This is a genomic window from Arthrobacter sp. MA-N2 (assembly GCF_000517125.1).
GTDB lineage: Bacteria > Actinomycetota > Actinomycetes > Actinomycetales > Micrococcaceae > Arthrobacter > Arthrobacter methylotrophus.
Window position 1 is genome coordinate 244,799 of sequence record NZ_KI912157.1, and the last position, 19,328, is coordinate 264,126.

Below are 19,328 nucleotides of genomic sequence, written 5' to 3' on the forward strand. Positions count from 1 at the left end.
ATGCAACCCAGAGGCCCAGGTTAGGTGGGTTTCGGGGCGTCGCCGAACCGGATGTTGGTGACGTTTGATGGTTGGCCTGTGAGCTCGCGCAGTGCGGTGCGTTCGATCGTGAGGTCGTCTTCGAGGGCGCGGACGGTTTCCCGCAGTTGGGCGACTGCCCGGGACAGGTCGGTGTTGTTGGCGATGAGCCGGTCGATCTCTTGGCCGCGTTGTTCGTAGAGTTGCCGGAGCCGTTTCTCGTCACGTAGTTCTATCTGCGCTGCCAGTCCCGCGTCGAGTTTTAGGTTCAGTTCACGGATGTGGCCTTTGAGTCGTTTGATGATCTCGTGCGCGTTGACCAGATCAGCTGCCCGGGCAGCCCGCAGCGGCGGATCTTCGAGACCGGTTTGTGTTTTTTGGTGGCGGCGGAGAGCGTCCACGAGGTCTGGTTGGCTGTATAGGTATTGGCGGCTCACCCCGGCGGCCGCGGCCAGGGTGGAGATGGTGAGTGAGTGTCCGCGGTCCGCGGCGATTCTCAGCGCTGCCGCGACGTCTTGGTGTTTGCGGGCCGAGGTCTGCGCGCGTGCCCGGGCCAGTGCAGCGGCGTTTCCCTTGGCCGGGGTGTGGCCGGTGGTCATAGTTCTCTCAGCTCGATCGGTTTGTTGGCCAGTGCGGCGCTGCGGGCGCGGCGCATGACTTCGGACATGGTGTCGATTTCGCGGCGTTGTTCGGGCGGGAGCTGTTCGAGGCGTGCGCGCATGGTTGCCAGCACTTTTTCGTAGTCGGTGATCAGGCCGCGTTGGGCGTTGAGGAGGTAGGTGGCGGTGTCGGATGCTTCGGCGATGCGCAGCTGGGATCGGAGTTTCAGGATTTCCTTTTCGATCTCGGGGATGTGTGAGGGGTTGGGGCGGAAGAACCCGCAGCCGGCGCACTGATACCGGAGCTGGCATGCGGTGCCCCCGGCGGCGACGTTGGATGGTTCTGCGCAGTCTCCGTAGGGGACCGGGGTGATTTTCAGTTGCACTCGTCCGTTACCGATCCCGATCTGGTGGCCGTGACGGTCGTGGGCCAGGGGTGCGAGGGTGCTCACTGCCTGGCGGCGGCGTTTTGAACTGACCTGGTAGTAGCCCATCGTGGTTGCCATGGAGACGTGGTCCATGAGCTGGCGCAGCACGTCCGGGTCGGTTCCGTTGTCCGCGTGCCGCTGCGCGTAGGCGCGGCGGAAGTCATATGGTTGGACGCTGGCGAGGTCGAAGTCGACTGTGTTCCCGTCGGGGTCCAGCACGGGACCGGGAACGGGCGGGAGCGACTCGGCGAACGTGTGCAGGATCCGGGCCAGGTATGTCTCGCCGATGTGTGGGATGTTCTCGTCCTTCAGCCGGCGCCGGCCTGTCGGGAACAGGAAGGAGGCCCGGATGCCGAGTTCTTCCCGGACTCCTTCCCAGCGGCGGATCGATTCCACGACCGGTGTTTCGACCGGGAGCTCTTTGATGGCTCCTCCGGTTTTGTGGGCGGTGTAGCGCAGCAGCCAGCCGCCGTGTCGGTCCTGTCGGAGGCAGTCTGTGCCCAGAGAGGTGATCTCGCCCGGCCGTCGTCCGGTTTCCATCAATAGCTCCAGCACGCACCGATACATTTTGGTGTGCCGGCCGACGTTCATTTGACCTGTGTGGTTGCGCAGGTGCTCGATCACCGCGGCAGGGGTGACCCTGTCGTTTTCGACTCTTTGGTCGTTCCGGTCCCGCCGTGTCGTTCTCTTATGGCCTGCGTAGTTCTGTGCGAAGCTTTCCGGGATCTGCCTCCAGGTACCCAGCCGTCTGGCGGTCCGGCAAAGCTCCCACCACACAGCATGGCTTGTTTGTGAGGCCCTGACGGGCCAGCGGGCCTCGAAGCGGGTTGAGATGGCCGCCATGTCCTGGTAGGCCAGCCGGGTTGGGTCGATGCCTGCGTCGCTGCGTTTGGCACGGAGCACCGCGGAGGCCTCGACGCAGGCGGCGAAGCACCGCTGGACGCGGGTTCGGGGCTCCAACGTTGACCCGAGCCACTCACGGAAAGCCGCGGCGAGCCATGGCTGGGAGATTTCCTTCATGTCCAGCGGGGCCCCGGCAAGGTCGGCGTTGGGGTGCGAGTTCGTCACCCGCAGCGGGAGGTCCTGCAAGTAGATGAGATCCTCCTGCAGCGACTCATACCCGGTGAACCTCCGTAGGGCCTTCTCCAAGACCAGGATCCCGACCGACCGGACTCCCTTGAGCCGTGTGGCGTGCTCGTGCGTGCGGAAACACTCCAGCAGATTGGTGTGCTCGTCGTGGCGGGCGTCGTTGATAAACGGCCGCAGCTTGTTCACTCCCAGCCTCCCGTGACCGCGGGTCGAGTACTGCTGAAGGACGAACAGCAGCTCGGTGCGCATCGGCTCCGGCAAGGACCGCAACGGCAACTGATGGCGTTCCAGGACACTGTCGGATCCGATGAACCCTGTCACGGTGAGCTCGGGATCCAGCCGCTGCGCCGCCCGCAGCCCGGAGTCGTGATAGTCGCAGAGCCCGCTCCCCAGGGGTGTGGAGAACACCCGGTCACAGCCCTGCACCGGGCATGGCACCGAGGGGTGGGCCACTTTCCCTCGCCGGTCGGTGATGAACGCCGCCAGCATCTCATCGGTGATCGGCAGGTCCCGGGCTTTGCAGCTCTTGGTGAACCGGTAGTAGTGCGATGGGCAGAGTCCACGGGTCGTCTGCGCCCGCCCGCATCGGCGGCCTGTCTCGTCGTGAACCCCACACAGCGTGAAGCCCCGCGTTGACCGCCCTTCCAGAGGATCCGCTTTAGGCCGGGTTTGGGCGTATTCCTCGACTGGTAATCCTTCCGCCCTTGCCCTTCGCACGCACGATTGGCAAAACGCCACGCGGGCGGCCGGGTTGGTGCAGCCGGGGCGGTCACAGACTTTGAAATCGTTGAGTTCGTTGAACGGGTCGATCGTCAACACGCCGCGGCCCGGGTCCCAGGAACCGACGGCCCAGTCATCGCTGAGCATCCCGGCCAGAAACTCGCGCCATCCGGTGCCGGCACCGCATGGCGACGGAGTCAGTTCCTGCGCAACGGCGCTCATGCGCCCGCCGCCGGGAATTGCGGGAACTGGACTGCCGGGTTGGCGACCGCCGCCCGCAGCGACTCCTCGGAGGCGTGCGTGTAGATCAGCGTTGAAGCGATCGACCGGTGACCGAGCAGCACCCGTACGACGTCAAGATCGATGGGGTCGCCCTCCAGCCCGCGCAACCAGATCGTCGCCCTCGTGTGCCTCAGCACATGCGGACGGATCTTGAACCCCAGAAGCTTCGATAACCGCCTGAACAAGTCCACCACCCTCGCGTAACTCAGCGCCTGTCCCGCCGTCGGCCCTTCCAGGGCGACGAAAACGTTCCGACCCCGGTCATCACCAACACGGCCGATCCGCTCCCGCAGCGCCTCCTGGTAAGAGAACGCGAGCTCCGCAGGCAACGGGACCACCCGCAGGGACTTGGCACGTGCCCCGTTCGCCGAACGGTTGCGCACCACATGAACATGAGGACCCCTGATCTCGCAGCCGTGCGGCCGATTGTTCGCCAGCAAGTGCAGATCCTCCCGGAACAACGACAACGCCTCACCCACACGCAACCCTGCGAAGTAGAGCAACTCCACCAAGAACCGGTCCCGTGGACGCAACGACAGCGCCAGCAACGCCCGTCGGTCCGCTGCCTCCGACAACCACGCGGGCGTCCTCGGCACCTCCACCGACCTGACCCGCAGCTCCTTCGCGGCAACACTGCGCGTCCGGCCGCGTTCCCCACCCCGAGGACCAGGCCGAACGAACTGCTCCTCCGACAAACGGGCCACCAGCTCCTTTGGGACCAGACCCTCATTCGCCGCCCACCGGTAGAACTCGACCACCGCAACCAGCCACGCCCCGACCGTCGAGGGACGTCTAAGCGTCGCCACCCCTGCTCCATGTTGCACGGGAGTTACTGACAGATGGTTCTTCCACCGCACCATCGCCGAGGGCCTGGCTTGGGTCCACGCCAGCCCCTGAGCCGGAAGCCAGCTCAGGAACCCCGCGATCCTCAGACCGTAGTTGCGCACCGTGTTCGGCGAAGCGCCGGACTCAACCAAAGACAGCAACCAGTCACACGCCCCCGGATGAATCACCCCGCTCCGCCGGTCGAACACGACGGCCAGGTCCACTCCCGAAGTGGACCGCACCCAACGAAACCCGAACGCTCCAGGGGCAATCATGGGAGCACCCTATGGGCAGCCACTGACAACGAAACTGACGTGTCCACCACAAAGAAAAACCAACCAATAACTGACAATCGAAGACGCTGCTCCATGACTACAGATAAACAGCGCCAACTCCGCAGGATGCCACCGGCTTCTAAAAGAAGGCGCGGCGGTGCTGGTCTCCGATGCAGCCGAACTGGCCGAACTCCTCGCAGAATAGCCCCTTCAAGTGGCCGCCCCGTCGCCGGGGCGGCCACCGCTGGCGGTCTGCCGTCGTGGCCGGCCTGCGCTGGGGGTCGGCGTAGTCGGACCGCCATTCGCACACTTACTGCCGGCGACCGGGGCCGCGCGGCCGCCGAAGCCAGGGACGCCGAAAGAAGACCAGGGGTGCTGATGGAAGGGTTCGCAGGGCTCACCAGGAAAGGGCGTCCGCTGGCGCGGCCGGCTGTGGGGCCAGCGCCGGCTCCGCAGGGCTCCGCCGCCCCTGGCCCTGTTCTGTCTACGACGTTTTGGCTGCTGTCCTGACGGATTGTACGTGTCCGCTCCGGCCCGTCTAGCCCCTCCTTCGTCGGGGCCTGCGGTGAGGAATTCTTCGACGGCGCTCCTTCGTCGCTGATTCCCTTACGAAGATTTCCGCCCCTTGCCCTGCTGGTAGACAGGCCTCCGTCGGCCACAGCTCCGCAAGCTTCGCCAGCAGCCAAAACAACGGGGGAGAAGGGGAAGCTGGCCGGTCACCACGAGCCGCCCCACCCACCTAAATCCTCAGCAAAGGACATAAACACCATGAACGACGCCATCCGCATCTCCAGCCCCGCCGACATTCTCGGTTTCATCCCGCACTCCCTCGGGTTCGTACCGCGGGAATCCTTTGTGTTCCTGACCATGCGGGGCAAGACCCTGGGCGCGACCCTGCGCGTCGACGCCCCCGCGTTCGTCGAACCCGCCGGTTTCGCCCGCTCCATGGTGGACTACCTCGCATTGGACACACAGGCCACGGCGGTGCTGCTGGCCATCTACACAGCCAGCACCCCCGCACCCGGACAGCCCCGCCCCTTCTACGACCACTTCGAGGCCGTCATCGAGGCGCTGGAAGGTGCGGGTACCCCTCTGCAGGACGCGTGGCTGGTCACCCCGTCGCACTGGCAAAACCTCCTGTGCGACAGCGACGCCGGGTGCTGCCCGCCCGAACCGCTGGAGTCCATCACCGACGGGCAACTGAACGCGGAAATGGTATTCCGCGGCAGCAGCTACCAAAAGACGCCCGGCACCAGCTACGCACCGTTTGCAGGACCGGCAGACAGGGAGGAACAAATCCGCCACGCGCTCCCGGGAGTGCTCGGCGCCGAGCTGAATCCCGGACGGGAACTGTGGGCCGAGGCCCTGACCCGGGACGGCTGGACGGACCCGGCAACGGCAGTGGAGCTGCTCGCATGCTTCCAGCGCCCGGACCTGCGCGACACCTTGTTCTGCAACGTCATCGACCCGGAACGGCCCGACGCCGAGGAAAGCGGGAACCTGCTCCTGGGGGAGGGCATCACCCCGGACTGGAACCGCGTGGACCGGGCCCAGGAAACCGCCCGGGACCTCATCGACGCCGCGCCCGAAGGCTACCGGGCGCCCCTGCTGACCCTGATCGGATGGCTGGCATACCTCAAAGGCCAATCGTCCGTCGCCGCGGACCACTTCACCGCAGCCATGACGGACACACCCGGCTACCGGCTCGCGGAACTGATGGACCAGCTGGTCAGCAGGGGAACCATCGCCCCGGTCGCGAAGAACCAGGACACCGCCTACAAGCGGCACCACTAAACAAACGGGGGCCGGGCCGGGAAAACGGTCCGGCCCCCTGGGCGCGGTGGCGGCCTCCCCCGCATGCGCTCCTCCGGCCGCCGATGGCGCGACAGTGGTGGCAATCAGGTATGGCGTGGCCGGCAAGTGGGAGCCTGCAAAAAGAGGCCACAGCCCCACGGACGCGAAGCGCTTAGACCACGGGTTCTGTCTCCCGGGCCTTATCCAGATCATAGGAACGCAACCCGTGCTTCACGCCGAGGCGAATGATCCAATACAGCGCGACTGCAGCTAGGACCACAGGCCCAGCGACCACGACCACGCCGAGGACTATCGAAAGTATGTCCAAAGTAATTCCCCAAATGTGAGTCTTTGTGCAAAGCCTCTCACGGCGGTTGTCTATAGGAACATCTCCTCCGGCCACAGACCACGCTGCCGCGGGCGCAGCACCACACGCAGTAAACGGCCGAATGCCCGGGCTACAGTGGAAACGAAGACGATCCACTACGAGCCTGGGGGCAGCACATGAGCCACGAATACATCCTGACGGACGAGGACGCAGCACCTGCCGGTGCCACCCATGCCCAGGACGTCCTCGAGCTCTCGATGTTGACCATGCCGCAGCCAGGCGCCCCCATCGTTGATATCTCCTGGGAGAAATCCCCGCTGGACCTGTAAGTTTCCTGCAGCGATGACGCTGCAGCACCGAGTTTCCTTTTGCTGAGGGAAAGCTGAGGCCGGCCCCACGGGGCCGGCCTCAGCCCTTTTAAACGCTGAAAAGGGCCTCGCTTCGCTCGGGCTGTAGAAGCGCTTTTTCTGTTTTGGCGGCTGTCCTGACGGATTGTACGTGTCCGCTCCGGCCCGTCTAGCCCCTCCTTCGTCGGGGCCCGCGGCCCAGGAATTTCCCTGCGGCGCTCCTACGTCGCTGATTTCCTCCGGGAATTTCCCGCTCCTTGCCCTTACGGGTAGACGGGCCTCCGTCGGCCACAGCTCGCAAGCTTCGCCAGCAGCCAAAACAACGGGGGGAGAGGGGAGCTGGCCGGTCACCAAAGCCGCCCCGCTATAGTCCGCGCCAGCTCCCGATTCCAGCCGCTTGACAGACATAGAAGCGTCGGGGGGAGAGGGAAGCTGGCCGGTCACCTGAGCCGCCCGACCCGCCCCACGTCTCTGCAAGGACAAAAACCATGACCGCAACACCCACGCTCGAAATGCTCGACCCGGCCACCCTGACCGTCGATATCAACGTCCGCAAGGACGCGGCCCTGACCGCCGATTTCATCGCCAGCATCAAGGAACACGGCGTGATGGAACCCGTGATCGCCCACCGCAAGGAGGACGGCACCGTACACGTCCTGATGGGCCAGCGCCGCACCCGCGCCGCCGTCGAAGCAGGACGGGACAGCATCCCGGTAATGATCATCGACAGCCCCGAAGAAGCCGAACGCATCGTCACGCAGGTGGTGGAGAACATCCAGCGCGCCGAACTGACCGAAGCCGACGAGGCCGACGCCTACCACCAGCTGTCACTGATCGGGGTTTCGGCGGCCGCGATCGCCAAGAAGACCGGACGGACCAAGACCACCGTCGAGTCCGCACTCAAAGCCAAGTCCACCGAGACCGGAGCCGCCGCCCTGGGCAAGGGCTACACGGTCGAGGAAGCCCTCATTCTCGCTGAGTTTGAGTCAGACGAGGAAGCGACCGCCGAGCTCGAGTCCGTCATCATGGACGAACCTGGCATGCTCCTGCACGTCACCCAGCAGCTGCGCGACAAGCGCGACCGCGCCGCAGCGCTGGCCGCTCTCACTGCAGAGCTGGAAGCCGCCGGAACGATTATTGTTCCGGAATGCGGGTACGGGGAGGACAGCGAAACCCTCCGGGTCACGTCCCTGAAAAGGGCAGACGGGGAACCGGCCACGGACGAGGACGGAAACGCCGTCTACATCGAGACGGACTATCGCGGGGAGCACTCCACCGTCGCCGTCGTCACCGGATGGAAAGACCTGGGCTTCACCCTCCGCTACTACAGCGGCTACGGCACGTCATCGGCTCCGAAAGGCCCGATGACCGAGGAACAGAAGGCCGAACGGAAAACCCTGATCGAGAACAACAAGCTGATGCAGTCAGTCCTGTTAACTGAACTTCATCGTAGAGTCTGGATCAGGGTTCTCCGGAGAGGCGGTCCTCGTGGACGAAGTGCGGCTCAAACTGCTCGAGGGACAGATTGGCCTAATGGCGATAGGCGCGGTAGTCCCAAGACCGGAGGGCCTCTTGCCCTACGTCGTCATCGACGACAAGGGGCAAGAGATCGAGGACTTCTCAGTGTTCCTCCGTGATCTCGTTCTGAGCGATATGAGCCCTTTGACCGTCCGCTCTTACGGCAACGACTTGCTCAGGTGGTGGCGCATTCTTGGTCTGCTCGGCAGTGGATGGGAGCAGGCCACTCGTGCGGAGGTCGAGGTCCTCGTGGGGTGGATGCGGTCCGCGGTGAATCCTCAGCGGCGGGGGACCGGTCAGCGGGGCAGGAATTCGCGCACGGGTAAGCGTCCCTTGGTCGGCGGCTATGCGCCGGCAACGATCAATCACGCCCTATCGGTGATTTCGTCGTTTTACTCCTACCACGCACGCTTCGGTCGTGGGCCTCTGATAAACCCGGTTCCTGAGGCTGCAGGGCGGAGACGTATGGTTCATCGAGGCCGGACCGAAACAGCGCCAGGAGTAGGACGAGCTCCTTTGCGGCAGAAGAAGTCCGAATGGCTGCCCCGTTCCATCCCGGATGACCTTTTCGACGATTTGATGGAGGCTCTGCGGACCAACCGTGATCGTGCCCTGGTAAGTATGTATGTGTCCTCCGGGGCCCGCGCGAGTGAGCTGCTCGGCGTCCTCGGCGATCAGATCGACTGGTCTGGGCAACGTGTATGGGTCGTATCGAAAGGATCCCGTGTCCTGGAACCGGTGCCTGTCTCACCGGAGTCCCTGCAGTATCTGACCATGTACTTCCATGAGCACGGAGTTCCCAGGCCAGATGAGTTGATCTGGCGGGCGCTCCACGGCAAACCGCGGCCGTTGACGTATCATGCTGCTCGCCGAATGCTGCAACGGGTGAATGCAGTGCTGGGTACAGATTGGTCGCTGCATGACTTTAGACACACGACCATCAACCGCATGGTCTCAGACCCGAATCTGACCTTGCCTGAAATCATGGCCGTGAGCCGGCACCGACAAGTCTCCTCGATGGCTCCCTATCTACGGCCTCGGGTCGATGAGGTCTTCCAAAAAGTGCAAGAGCACATGGCATCCCCACGGCCCCAACCAACGCTGACCCCGGGCTACGACCCCGACGACTTCTCAGTGGTGTTCGGTGCCTGAGGCCCTTAAACGACCACAACAGCGGTCGATAAACGCAGCTGTTCCCGGCAGAACCCGGAACCAAACCGTCATCATCGCTGCTCCGGCGGCGCGACCGGAATTTCCGCCATGGCCGCGCGGTGATCTGGACGCGGCAAGCCCCGAGAGCATCATCGCTTTGACCGACACGATATGGCCCCGCAAGCAGCCACGTGAATCACTGCGCCATCACGGGCTGAAATGGCTGCTGGCTTATCTCGTGAGGCACTCCGGACGGACCTGGCAGGAGAAATGGATCTCCTCCGGGTTCAATGATGGTCACCGCAAAATACGTGAGCTGACCACGGGAAACTTTCGTTTGGACGGTGAACTGGGGCATTCGCTGATGCTCCTGTGCTGTCTGCGGGTCATCCGTCCATCGCTGGCAGCGTTCAAGATCAACTCGTTCTACCGCTACCACGAGCATTTTGAGCAAGCGCAAGACGACCCGGATCTGGACCGCTTCCTGGCCCTCGTGGAACAACAGGACACATCACATCACTTCAAACGATGCGCGCGGATGGATGTGGCATCAGCGTTAACGACCCAAGGGATCAGGTTCGCTGATCTGAGCGCGGAAGCGATGCTGCACTACGCCATCGCCACGCGCGAAGGCGGATGGGGCCGTGGCTATGAAACGCACGTCGGTTACCTTGCCTGGCGGGTGATGTCTGAATCCGGGCACTTTCCCGCCCAGGTCCCGCCAACTCTCCGCGGGGCAATGCGTCCCCCCGCTCAGACGCCGGCTGAGCTGGTCGACAAACACAACATCACCAACCCCGACATCCGCGACTTATTCATTGCCTACCTGACCCGGCGCAGCCACGACATCGACTTCGCCACCTTGCGGGACCTGGCAGAAGACATTTGCGGGAAATTTTGGACGGGCCTCCAAAAGATCAACCCTGGCCAAGCGACTTTCGTCATCTCTCAAGCGGACTACGCAAGTTGGCGGGCCGTGGTGGCCCTCCGCCGAGATGGGAAGCCACGCCTTCAGCTCGAAGCCGTCATGACGAATATCAGGGCCTTCTATCTTGACCTGCAGGGCTGGGCGGCCGAAGAGCCCGAACGCTGGGCCCGTTGGGTAGCGCCTTGCCCGATCGCGGGCAGAGAGACCCGGACGCTGGGCAAAGCGGCCCGCCGGGCAAAAGAACGCATGGACTCCAGAATCCGCCTCTTACAGCCGGTGCTGCCGGCATTCATCGCCGCTGCCACAGAACGCAAAGACCACTTCCATGAACTTTTGAAAGTGGCCGGCGAAACCCGCAAAGACGAGATCATCACCGTCGGAGGGAAGCAGTATCAACGGCTATATACCGAAGGAGACGCCCGGCACCGCCGCTTCCATGGAATAGCCAATGTCCGCGTGCTTGATCTGTCCGCCAACCGCAAGATCAACGTGACGTTCACCGAGGACGCCGTGTTTTGGCAGTGGGCGGCTGTTGAGACCTTGAGGCATACCGGCCTTCGGTGCGACGAACTGCTGGAACTGTCCCAGCTGAGCATCCGTCAATACATCCGACCGAACGGCGAAATCGTCGCGCTCTTGGTCGTCGCTCCCTCCAAAAATGATCGGGAACGGGTCATCCCCATGAGCCCTGACCTTTTCCACGTCATCGCCACGATCATCCGGCGACTGACCAGGAACAGGGAAAGCGTGCCGCTGGCGACTCGATTCAACCCATCGGAAAGAGTCACCAGCGAGCCGCTGCCGTTCCTCTTCCAGCGTACGATCGGCCAACGCACCGAAGTGATCAACGCCGGCTCGCTTCGTGATGAACTGGCCAAGCTCAGCGACGCCGTCGCCATCGATCATCCAGAGCTGGGCGGTTGCCGTTTCACACCGCATGACTTCCGCCGCCTTCTAGCTACGGACCTGGTCAATAACGGCCTGCCCATCCACATCGGCGCCGCACTTCTGGGACACCTCGATATCCAAACAACCCATGGCTACGTCACCGTCTTCCGCGAAGACGTCATCCGGCATTACCAAAAACACCTCAACGAGCGCCGGGCCGCCCGCCCGGCACGGGAATATCGATCTCCAAGTCCCACAGAGTGGGCTGAATTCGAGGAGCACTTCGACAAACGCAAAGTAGAGCTGGGGAACTGCGGCCGCCCCTACGCGACACCCTGCGAACACGAACACGCCTGCATCCGCTGCCCCATGCTCCAGATTGACCCTGGCATGATCGAACGTCTCGACGAGATCAATACCGATCTCATCGCCCGCCGTGAGCTTGCACAAAATAAGGGTTGGTTGGGCGAACTTGAGGGCATCGACCTCACACTCCAATTCCTCAAAGAGAAACGCGCCGACGCGCAAAAATCCGCCCAGCGCGGTCCGACCAATCTGGGCATCCCGGTCTTTCGCGCCTGAACTGGGACAGGAGCGCTCCACTTCGGGAAAACGTCCGTTCTGGGAGGCCTTATCGGTCCCGCGGCTATACCGGCATGGAACCAATGGATCTGATGACCACGGACAGGACAAAAGTGATCCCAGCCAGGGCCATGGAGGCAATGGAAATCTTGAAGGACATTCGCCTATGTTTCGATCTGTCAACAGCAACTTAGAAATGACCGGACGCGGCATGTTGGTCTGCCCGCTGGCGGCAGGTGATTGACCGGGCGCGGCAAGTATTTTTGGACAGGGTCAGGCGCCCCGGGTGTGCCGGGTTGGCGGGGCGCCTGACCGGGGTTTTGGGTTAGCTCATGGGGCAGGTTCCTTTCCCGTTTTGGGCTTGCATGAGCCGGACGGACTCGCCGCTGGTTTGGCAGAGGTGGGCGTGGTGGAGGAGCCGGTCCACGGTCGCGGTGGCAATGGTTTTGGGCATGAGCTCATCGAACCCGGACGGGTGGATATTGGAGCTGATCGCCAGAGAGCGCTTCTCGTAGGAGGCCTCGACAACCCGGTAGAAGCCCTCGGCCGCGTCCGCCGACACCGGCAAAAGGCCGATGTCATCGACGCAAATCAAATCCACGCTCGTGGCGCGGGTGATGGCTTTGTTGACGCTGTCATCGATCCGGTGCCGGCGCACGAGAGCGCCGAGGTCCTCCATGCTCAGCCAGGACACGGACATGCCCTGATCGATGGCCTGCTGGCCCAAGGACTCCAGCAGCAGGGTCTTGCCCGTGCCGGAGGGCCCGCAGGCAATCAGGTTCTCCCGCCGCCGCACCCACTCCAGCGTCCGCAGGAACGATGTTGTCGCCGCCGGGAGGGTGGAAAGGGCCTCGTCCCAGACATCGAAGGTCTTCCCGGAGGGAAAGCCTGCGCGCTTGCGGCGGGTGGCCAGCATCGAGGCGTTCCGGCCCGTGGCTTCGGCCTCCAGCAGGACGCGCACGACCTCTGTCGGGTCCCAACGCTGGGCTTTCGCGGTCGCCAGGACGTCGGCGACGACGGCGCGGGCGTGCGGCATCCGGGTCGTGCGCATCAACCCGATCACGTTCTCGACCGCCGGGTCCGATAGCGAGCTGGGGGCAAGGGCTGTCGCGCTCATTCGGTGGCTCCTTCAAAGTCTTCATCACTGGTGGTGGCAGGCGCGGTGGCGGCAGGCGCGGCGGTGCCGAAGTTGGCCCAGCCGCTGGTGCCCTGGCTGAGCCATTGGCCTTGGTCGGTGACGGTGCGGGTGCTGGTTGTGTGGTTTTTCCCGCCGGCGGTATTGATGATGGAGAGCAGGTCCTCGTGGGTGAAGCGCTGATGCACCGCGGCGGAACCGAGGCCCTTGTCGACCTCGTCGGTGCCCAGGACCTTGGCGAGGGTGACGGCACGTTCCATTTTGTGCCGGATCTTCCCGGTCCCGGCCGCGGCGGCTTCCTTGAGCCAGAGCGCAGCGCCGGCGCCGAGGGCCAGGAAATCTTCCTCGGCCTTGTTGGTCGGGCGCATGACCCGTTCCAGAGCCCCGGCTGGGGCCGGCGGGAAATGGGCGTCAATGATCGCCGGAGTGCCTGGGCGGGTGAGTTTGTGCCGTGCAACCTCGACCGGGCCGGTAACCCCGACATGGACGATGACGACCTCGGTCTCGGTCCCGCGCACCCACACCATCTCACCCATCAGGATGTGCGGGACGGAGTACCGGGACTGTTCGAACGTGATCATGGGCATGTTCGGCGGGACCTGGCGGGTCTGGCCGAAACTTGCTGTCACCGGGGTTTCCGGGACCGGGTGCAAGCGGGGGCGTTCGAGAACCCGGAGCATGTCCTTGGGGACCTCCAGCGTGGACCGGTGCACCCGCGAATTCACCTCCTCCATGAACGCCTCACACGCCGCTTCCAGCTCGGCGAAGGACCCGTACTCGGGCAGCAGGTTCGTCTCTTTGGGGACGAGGTCGGCTTTGGCGATCTTAACCGCGTTCTCCACCCCGCCCTTGGAGGCAGGGTCGGCCGGGATGCACGTCTGCATGGACGTCGAATAATGCCTGGAAAACGCCACAATCTGCGCGTTCCGCACGGGGATCCCGGCGATGTGCTCGATCGTGACGGTCTTCTCGTTATCCGTGAGTACGTAGGTCGTGACCCCGCCGACCAGGCGGAACGACCGGTCCAGGGCGGCGAAGACGCTCGGCATCGTCTTGTCCCGCAAAGCGATCACGATCCGGAACCGGGAGAAGGCCAGCCAAGCCACGAACAGCACGGTCTTCACCCCATCAACGACGGGCCCGTCGCCGTAGTCATACTGAAGCCAGAGACCCGGCTCGGGCGTCCAGGGCCGGTGCACGCGCACGTTCCGGGCCCGGTATTTCGCCTTCAATGCAGCCAGCGTAGTCCTGGTCGTGCGCTCACACCCGGTGAAGCCCAAAGCCAGGAGCTTCTCATGCACGACATCGCCGCGGATCTTCCCGCGGGACTGCTCCACCCAGGAAATCATCTGCGGCAGGAACGGGTCGGTCATCCGACCGCGCTGCCGGGCCACCGGCGCCTGCGCACCTTCCTGGCGGGCTTTCACATAAGAGCGCACCGTGTTGTGCGAAACGCCGCAGATCTTCGCGGCATCCCGGTACGACCGGGTCAAATCATAAGCAGCTAAAATTTCCATGAACTCTCCTGGAGACTTCACAACGAGCCCCCTCCTTCCCATAACGGGTGAAATACAGACGATCGACATCGCCATTTCACCGCGGAAGGAAGGGGCTCTCCCCGTAACGACACGAGGGGATGGACAAGGGAATCCCCGGCACGCGAGACCACCAAAGGAGGCCAAATGCTGTTCAAAAATGCTTGCCGCCACGGGTCAAAACCTTGCCGCGAACGGTCAGTCAGATTTTCCGACTCCGGTCAGTTTAAAGTTGCCGCTTACATCGATCGCGCGACTCCGAACACAGCCGCCGCAACACTTAGAGCGATCATGTACGGGACCACCCCATTCAGCCACTCGGCCACGACATTCCCCCCATGTTCAATGAACTCCCGAGGCTACCGCCTCCTAAAAGGAAATCTCAGCGGACGCCGAGCATTATCCGAGGACCACTTTTACTGGCTTGAATCTGAAAGGTCCCCCGCACTCGCGTCCGAAGGGGTATTCCCCGGTTGATTCCGTTTCTACTGGCAGGGCACCGGTCAGTCGGTTCCCAGACGAAGTGCTGGCGTCCACATATATCGAGGTGATGCTTACGGGCGGAGTCAGGTAGGGCGGAGATTGCGGCACTAGCCATTTACCCTCCGCGCTTTTCGTCACCGGCTCAGGAGTGCAGCCCTCGCCGAAACAAGCTGACAACGATTCCGGCTGGGTGGAAAAGAACAGTTCTACGTCACCGACAAAGGCCCAACCCATTGCTGGACATGCTCGGTTTTCACCTGCCAGGCTGCCGACGACAAGGGTATACACCAGCACGGTGGCACCCGCGGCCACTCCTAGCAGAAGTACTCCCCGAGGCTTCATAGTAGGAGCCTACGCTGTCGATCAGTCGCCGGTTTTGCCCTCAAGCTCTTTCGACTGTTCGGTGATCTTCAGGGAACCAAGAGAAACCGGGCTTGGAACGAACCTGCGTTTAAACCTCGAAGGGGAACCCGTTGCGATACAGGTTCAAGCCCTGGCGCTGGTGGCGCCAGGGCTAGCCATCTATTTTGCGGGGTGTGTCACTGCTCGAGTTCTACCCGGTGGCTGGTCGACAGCGGTGTCCTGCTGACGGCGACGAATTTCTTTCACCGTCAAAAAGCGGACTGAACAAGTCAGCCGACGACCGGCCGAGCACAGCCAATACAGCCGGCTATCCAGACCAGCCGAACAAACCTATTGTCAGCCCTTGCAAAGTGCAGAGAAGCTACCACCGTGCGCCGCGAATGGGTCAAGAACCTGCTGGCCAAGAAGCAGGCCCCCAAGGGCTGGCAGTACTTCACCGTCCACGCCATCACCCACCACTCCGAAACCGCCAGCGGCTACGAGGGAAAGGTCGCCGCCGAGATGGCCGGAGTGAAGTTCGAAGAATCCACCCAGTGGGCATGGAACCCGCTCAGGGACCACGTCGCAAAGACGACCGCACGGCCGGAGTTCTCACTGATTGCCCTGATCTGCGCAGGCTACGAAAAGACCATCCAAAAGGACTCGTGGCGCTCACCGAGCCAAACCCACCGGGACTACCTGAATCAGCTGGTCCTCTGGGGCTACACGGCAAGCGAGGTCGAGCAGATCATCATCGACAGCGGCGAAAAGGCTGAAACGACCGGATAGACCACGGCTCCTGTGCTGGGTGGCGGACCACGAACCCCGCCCGGCACAGGCCCCAACCGAATCACCACGAGAGGGCCAGGAACCATCCAGAAGTCGGGCGGTCCGCCGCCCAGGGCGAACCACAGCAACCACTCACCAGCGGCGGACCGCCGTCCGGCGCAACATCGCGAACAACCAGGAAGAGCCGCGCTCCAGCAACGACGCTGGGCAGGGCGGCCGCCACTTCAACTAGACTGAACCATAGATTTCTTTGCAGAGAAGCCCGAAAGGAGCCGGCACACGCCGGCTCCTTTCCGGGTTAATGGGCAACCACAGGTCCCCCGAGCCGGCTCAGCCCCGAACGTTCCTGGGATCGTTGCCGTAACTGTTCTTGGACCCGATCTGACCGTCCTGGTTCTTGATCACGTGCTCAACCTTGTCCGCCTGGGCAGCTTCCCGGCCTGCAGCTTCCGCTTCGGCCTTGGTGCTGTAGCCGGCACCGAACGCGCGGTCAGTACCCTCGCGCTTGTTCTTCCACTGGCCGTCCTCGTAGTACGTCTCAATGTCACCCTGAGCCACTGCACACTCCCTCTGCCGTTCCGGACCAACTGACAACCGCCGCGCACAGCGCAGGCAGCGAAAAGCCCCGCAGCACGAGCACTGACGGGGCCTCCCTGGCACCCACTCCGCCTGATGGGGGACAGGCGGAGAAGCTGCAACAAAACTAATAGAAAGCATGCTTACTTTTCAAGCTGCCACGCCGTAATACCGTCAGGCCCAAATCGCGGGCAAAGTCTCCCATGGTCCAACCCCAGCGCCGCCGACGCGCCTATTCCCGGGGCCGGCGTTCTGTCAGCAGGGATGCTTCTATATACGTCAAGCCCGTCCTGTCCGGTTGGGGACGCCGGTAGTTATCTCGGGACTGCGGCGGTTAGGCTCAGCCCATGACGACGTCTTCAACGGACCCTATGAAACCGGCTCGTGTGGGTGTAGCCAGAGCGCTCAGGATCGCCATGCTCGGGGGCTGCGGCCTGTTAGGCCTCGTGGTGGTTGTGTTGGTCGCTGTGGGAGACAGGAGTCTTCCTTCTCTCCTAGCGCTGACGGCGGGGCTCCTTTGTATGGCAGGCATCCTGCTCATAATTTTCCGGAGCCTCGGACAGTGGGGTCAGGACCCAGGGTACAAACTGTCGGGCACGCCCCTGCTGTCCATCTTTGGGCTGTGCGCCCTAAGTGGAGTGCTGGTCGTTTGGTCCACATCATTGTGATGGATGCACGGTTGGCCTGCGACGGTAAGTCGGATATGAAGACTCCCTGACGAGCTGCCCAGTCTCGAATCGCAGAGCTCTAATAAGCATGCCTCGAGATCGCGTGACTGACCTCGTGAGCCGTACCGAGGGTTCGAAAGATCTGTCGCGTGATGTAGCGCTTCAGACTGCGGATGATTTCCTTCTTGTTTCGTCCTTCACGCGTCCGGCGGACTACATATTCCCTGGTCTCCTGGTGCCAGCGCATTCTTACGACGGCGATCGTGTGGATCGCCTTGTTCAATTGACGATCCCCGCCGCGATTGAGCCTGTATCTGGTCGTTCCCCCGGACGAAGCTGGAATTGGGCATGTGCCGGCAAGCGCTGCCAAGGCTGCCTCCGAACGAACGCGGCCCGGATGAGACCAAGCGGTAAGAATTGCTGCGGCGCTGATCGGTCCCACACCTGGCATGTCCAGGAGCGCTTGATTGGTCTGCTGGACCAACAGGGCCATATCGGCCCGGTTCTGCTCGAGCTGATCTTCAAGCGCGAGGATTTGTTTAGCCAACCGGGTAGCCTCCGAACGACTTACCCGGGTACCGACACCTTCATCCCGCATCCTCCACGCCGCGATGGTTCCGATTGTTTTTGAGGTCAAAGACTTACGAAGATCGATTCCCAGGTCAACGACGCGGAGCAGCGCGATCAACGAATTGATCGCCGCCGTGCGTTCGCGAACCATTGAAGTCCTAGCAACGGTAAGGACGCGCAGCGCCGTATGGTGCTGGCCGGCACGCGGTTCTCGAAGCTCATTCGTCTCGATTCCGAGGACGGCCCTGGCCGCCCGAGCTGCGTCGATACTGTCTGACTTACCCCGTTTTCGCCCAATTCGACGCTCAGGAAACGGTGCTTCAACTACTCGGAAGCCCGACTCCGTTGCCAGCTGCCGAAGTTTGGCACCGTATGATCCGGTTCCTTCCATGGAGAGCAGTACCCCTGACTTATCCCCGGTGCTGCGACGGGAAATCCAGCGGAGCGCCCGGCTCATCCCAGTACTTGTTGACGGGAAAGTTTCGTTCGCAATCTCGGCTCCGGTTACCGCGGAGATGATTGCCAAGGTATGAGTTTTCGAGTGTGTATCGATGCCAACAACAAAGTCGTAAGCCTGCGCCACTACGGCCATTTGTACCTCCTGCAGTTCCTTCGGATCAGTGCGGGTGTCGGCGGAATACGGCGAGGCAAGTCTGGGATGGGCCACAACTTATGAGGCTGGGCAGGCTTCTAATCAAGCCATCGCAGTAGACAGAACCGATGCTGGACTCCCGATGAGCGGGCAGATCCCTGCAAGCGCACCTTAGATAATCCCAAGGGCAAAACGACACAAGGGCCACGTCCGTCCGAAGTCACAGCACCAGCCTGACAGCCAGTCTCGGACCAGCTGCATATAACAGTCCCAGACGACACCAATTCAATGGGGGAGTGCACGTTTTGCTGGCATCTCACCAACAGTCCCGAGAGCGGCTTTTCAGGCACATGGGGGCTGCGGACCTGGCGAACCAACGGGGATGACCACAGTAGCCGGCGGTGGGACTCACCATCCGTAACCGGGAGTCGGCGGCCGGGGGAATCACACAGTTGCGTGTATAAACATGTGCCAAAAATCCCTAGAATAAAAGGGAAAACCCCTAGTCATTCAGTTGAATGATTGCTAAAATTGAGGTAGCAAGTCAGCCAGACGAACGAAACTTATTTGATACGAAACCAGGTGCTGAAAATGACTGCTTCACCGACCGCTTACACGGTCTACACCAAGCCCGATTGCCCCAACTGTGAGAAGACGAAGGACTACTTCGACTCCAAGGGCATCACCTACACGGCCGTGGACATCACCGACGTGCCGGCAGCGCTGGAGTACATCACCGCCGAACTCGGCTACTCCCAGGCACCTGTGGTTGTGAACAACGCCGATGACCAGGACCACTGGTCCGGCCTGCGCCGCGACAAGCTCGTTCAAGCGGCCATGAGCCACAAGGCGGCGTGAGGACCGT

Annotated in this window: 13 protein-coding genes and 2 pseudogenes; 8 read left to right on the forward strand and 7 right to left on the reverse strand. The window is 62.7% G+C overall.

Going from position 1 to position 19,328, the window contains the following annotated elements; all coding sequences use genetic code 11:
• Positions 1–20: 20 nt before the first annotated feature.
• From A3M3_RS27170 to A3M3_RS26655, 3 genes are read right to left on the reverse strand one after another with little or no spacing between them, the layout of a single operon-like run.
• Positions 21–617 (reverse strand): hypothetical protein, encoded by a 597-nt coding sequence (locus A3M3_RS27170; RefSeq protein ID WP_051423512.1) that lies wholly within the window; start codon positions 615–617, stop codon positions 21–23.
• Positions 614–3,076, reverse strand: coding sequence for a tyrosine-type recombinase/integrase (locus A3M3_RS0122785; RefSeq protein ID WP_028268233.1), 2,463 nt, complete (start codon positions 3,074–3,076; stop codon positions 614–616). Before A3M3_RS0122785 ends, A3M3_RS27170 begins: the two co-directional genes overlap by 4 nt.
• Complete coding sequence (locus A3M3_RS26655) at positions 3,073–4,236, reverse strand: tyrosine-type recombinase/integrase (RefSeq protein WP_081737002.1); 1,164 nt, start codon at positions 4,234–4,236, stop codon at positions 3,073–3,075. Before A3M3_RS26655 ends, A3M3_RS0122785 begins: the two co-directional genes overlap by 4 nt.
• A gap of 103 nt (positions 4,237–4,339) precedes the next feature.
• On the opposite strand from A3M3_RS26655, the pseudogene A3M3_RS29165 reads away from it, so the two are divergent.
• The 6 genes and pseudogenes from A3M3_RS29165 to A3M3_RS26665 all read left to right on the forward strand — a co-directional run.
• Positions 4,340–4,441, forward strand: a pseudogene (locus A3M3_RS29165) (DNA-processing protein DprA); the annotation flags it as partial.
• A 563-nt stretch (positions 4,442–5,004) separates the two neighbouring features.
• Positions 5,005–6,030, forward strand: coding sequence for a DUF4192 domain-containing protein (locus A3M3_RS0122795; RefSeq protein ID WP_028268065.1), 1,026 nt, complete (start codon positions 5,005–5,007; stop codon positions 6,028–6,030).
• A 504-nt stretch (positions 6,031–6,534) separates the two neighbouring features.
• Entirely contained in the window at positions 6,535–6,687 is a 153-nt protein-coding gene (locus A3M3_RS28335) for a hypothetical protein (RefSeq protein WP_155854501.1), read from the forward strand.
• Between the two features lie 506 nt (positions 6,688–7,193).
• Positions 7,194–8,342 carry a ParB/RepB/Spo0J family partition protein gene (locus tag A3M3_RS26660; protein WP_231497411.1) on the forward strand — a complete coding sequence of 383 codons (1,149 nt, stop codon included), beginning with the start codon at positions 7,194–7,196 and terminating at the stop codon, positions 8,340–8,342.
• Between the two features lie 397 nt (positions 8,343–8,739).
• Positions 8,740–9,375 carry a tyrosine-type recombinase/integrase gene (locus A3M3_RS28640; protein ID WP_197023375.1) on the forward strand — a complete coding sequence of 212 codons (636 nt, stop codon included), beginning with the start codon at positions 8,740–8,742 and terminating at the stop codon, positions 9,373–9,375.
• Between the two features lie 157 nt (positions 9,376–9,532).
• Complete coding sequence (locus tag A3M3_RS26665) at positions 9,533–11,773, forward strand: tyrosine-type recombinase/integrase (RefSeq protein ID WP_051423514.1); 2,241 nt, start codon at positions 9,533–9,535, stop codon at positions 11,771–11,773.
• Between the two features lie 325 nt (positions 11,774–12,098).
• Here A3M3_RS26665 and A3M3_RS0122830 read toward each other — a convergent pair whose 3' ends face one another.
• Positions 12,099–12,890: an ATP-binding protein gene (locus tag A3M3_RS0122830; RefSeq protein ID WP_028268235.1), complete on the reverse strand. Its 792-nt coding sequence runs from the start codon at positions 12,888–12,890 to the stop codon at positions 12,099–12,101.
• A complete protein-coding gene (gene istA, locus A3M3_RS0122835) occupies positions 12,887–14,446 on the reverse strand; it encodes an IS21 family transposase (protein ID WP_028268236.1) in 1,560 nt (519 codons plus the stop codon). The genes A3M3_RS0122830 and istA overlap by 4 nt, the downstream gene beginning before the upstream one ends.
• Positions 14,447–15,646: 1,200 nt before the next feature.
• Between istA and A3M3_RS0122840 the strand changes: the two are divergent.
• Positions 15,647–16,057 (forward strand): annotated as a pseudogene (locus A3M3_RS0122840) (ParB/RepB/Spo0J family partition protein); the annotation flags it as partial.
• 330 nt (positions 16,058–16,387) lie between these two features.
• On the opposite strand, the gene A3M3_RS0122845 reads toward A3M3_RS0122840, so the two are convergent.
• The gene (locus A3M3_RS0122845; protein WP_028268238.1) at positions 16,388–16,615 is read right to left on the reverse strand and encodes a DUF2188 domain-containing protein; all 228 of its coding nucleotides are present in this window, start codon (positions 16,613–16,615) and stop codon (positions 16,388–16,390) included.
• 765 nt (positions 16,616–17,380) lie between these two features.
• A complete protein-coding gene (locus A3M3_RS0122855) occupies positions 17,381–18,463 on the reverse strand; it encodes an IS110 family transposase (protein ID WP_028268240.1) in 1,083 nt (360 codons plus the stop codon).
• A 591-nt stretch (positions 18,464–19,054) separates the two neighbouring features.
• On the opposite strand from A3M3_RS0122855, the gene A3M3_RS0122860 reads away from it, so the two are divergent.
• A complete protein-coding gene (locus A3M3_RS0122860) occupies positions 19,055–19,321 on the forward strand; it encodes a glutaredoxin family protein (RefSeq protein ID WP_028268241.1) in 267 nt (88 codons plus the stop codon).
• Positions 19,322–19,328: the final 7 nt, after the last annotated feature.

Coding starts and splice junctions, on each gene's coding strand:
- A3M3_RS0122830 (WP_028268235.1), bottom strand. CDS start 12,890: ATGAGCGCGACAGCCCTTGCCCCCAGCTCGCTATCGGACCCGGCGGTC.
- A3M3_RS26655 (WP_081737002.1), bottom strand. CDS start 4,236: ATGATTGCCCCTGGAGCGTTCGGGTTTCGTTGGGTGCGGTCCACTTCG.
- A3M3_RS27170 (WP_051423512.1), bottom strand. CDS start 617: ATGACCACCGGCCACACCCCGGCCAAGGGAAACGCCGCTGCACTGGCC.
- A3M3_RS0122860 (WP_028268241.1), top strand. CDS start 19,055: ATGACTGCTTCACCGACCGCTTACACGGTCTACACCAAGCCCGATTGC.
- A3M3_RS0122855 (WP_028268240.1), bottom strand. CDS start 18,463: ATGGCCGTAGTGGCGCAGGCTTACGACTTTGTTGTTGGCATCGATACA.
- A3M3_RS0122785 (WP_028268233.1), bottom strand. CDS start 3,076: ATGAGCGCCGTTGCGCAGGAACTGACTCCGTCGCCATGCGGTGCCGGC.
- A3M3_RS26660 (WP_231497411.1), top strand. CDS start 7,194: ATGACCGCAACACCCACGCTCGAAATGCTCGACCCGGCCACCCTGACC.
- A3M3_RS28335 (WP_155854501.1), top strand. CDS start 6,535: ATGAGCCACGAATACATCCTGACGGACGAGGACGCAGCACCTGCCGGT.
- A3M3_RS0122795 (WP_028268065.1), top strand. CDS start 5,005: ATGAACGACGCCATCCGCATCTCCAGCCCCGCCGACATTCTCGGTTTC.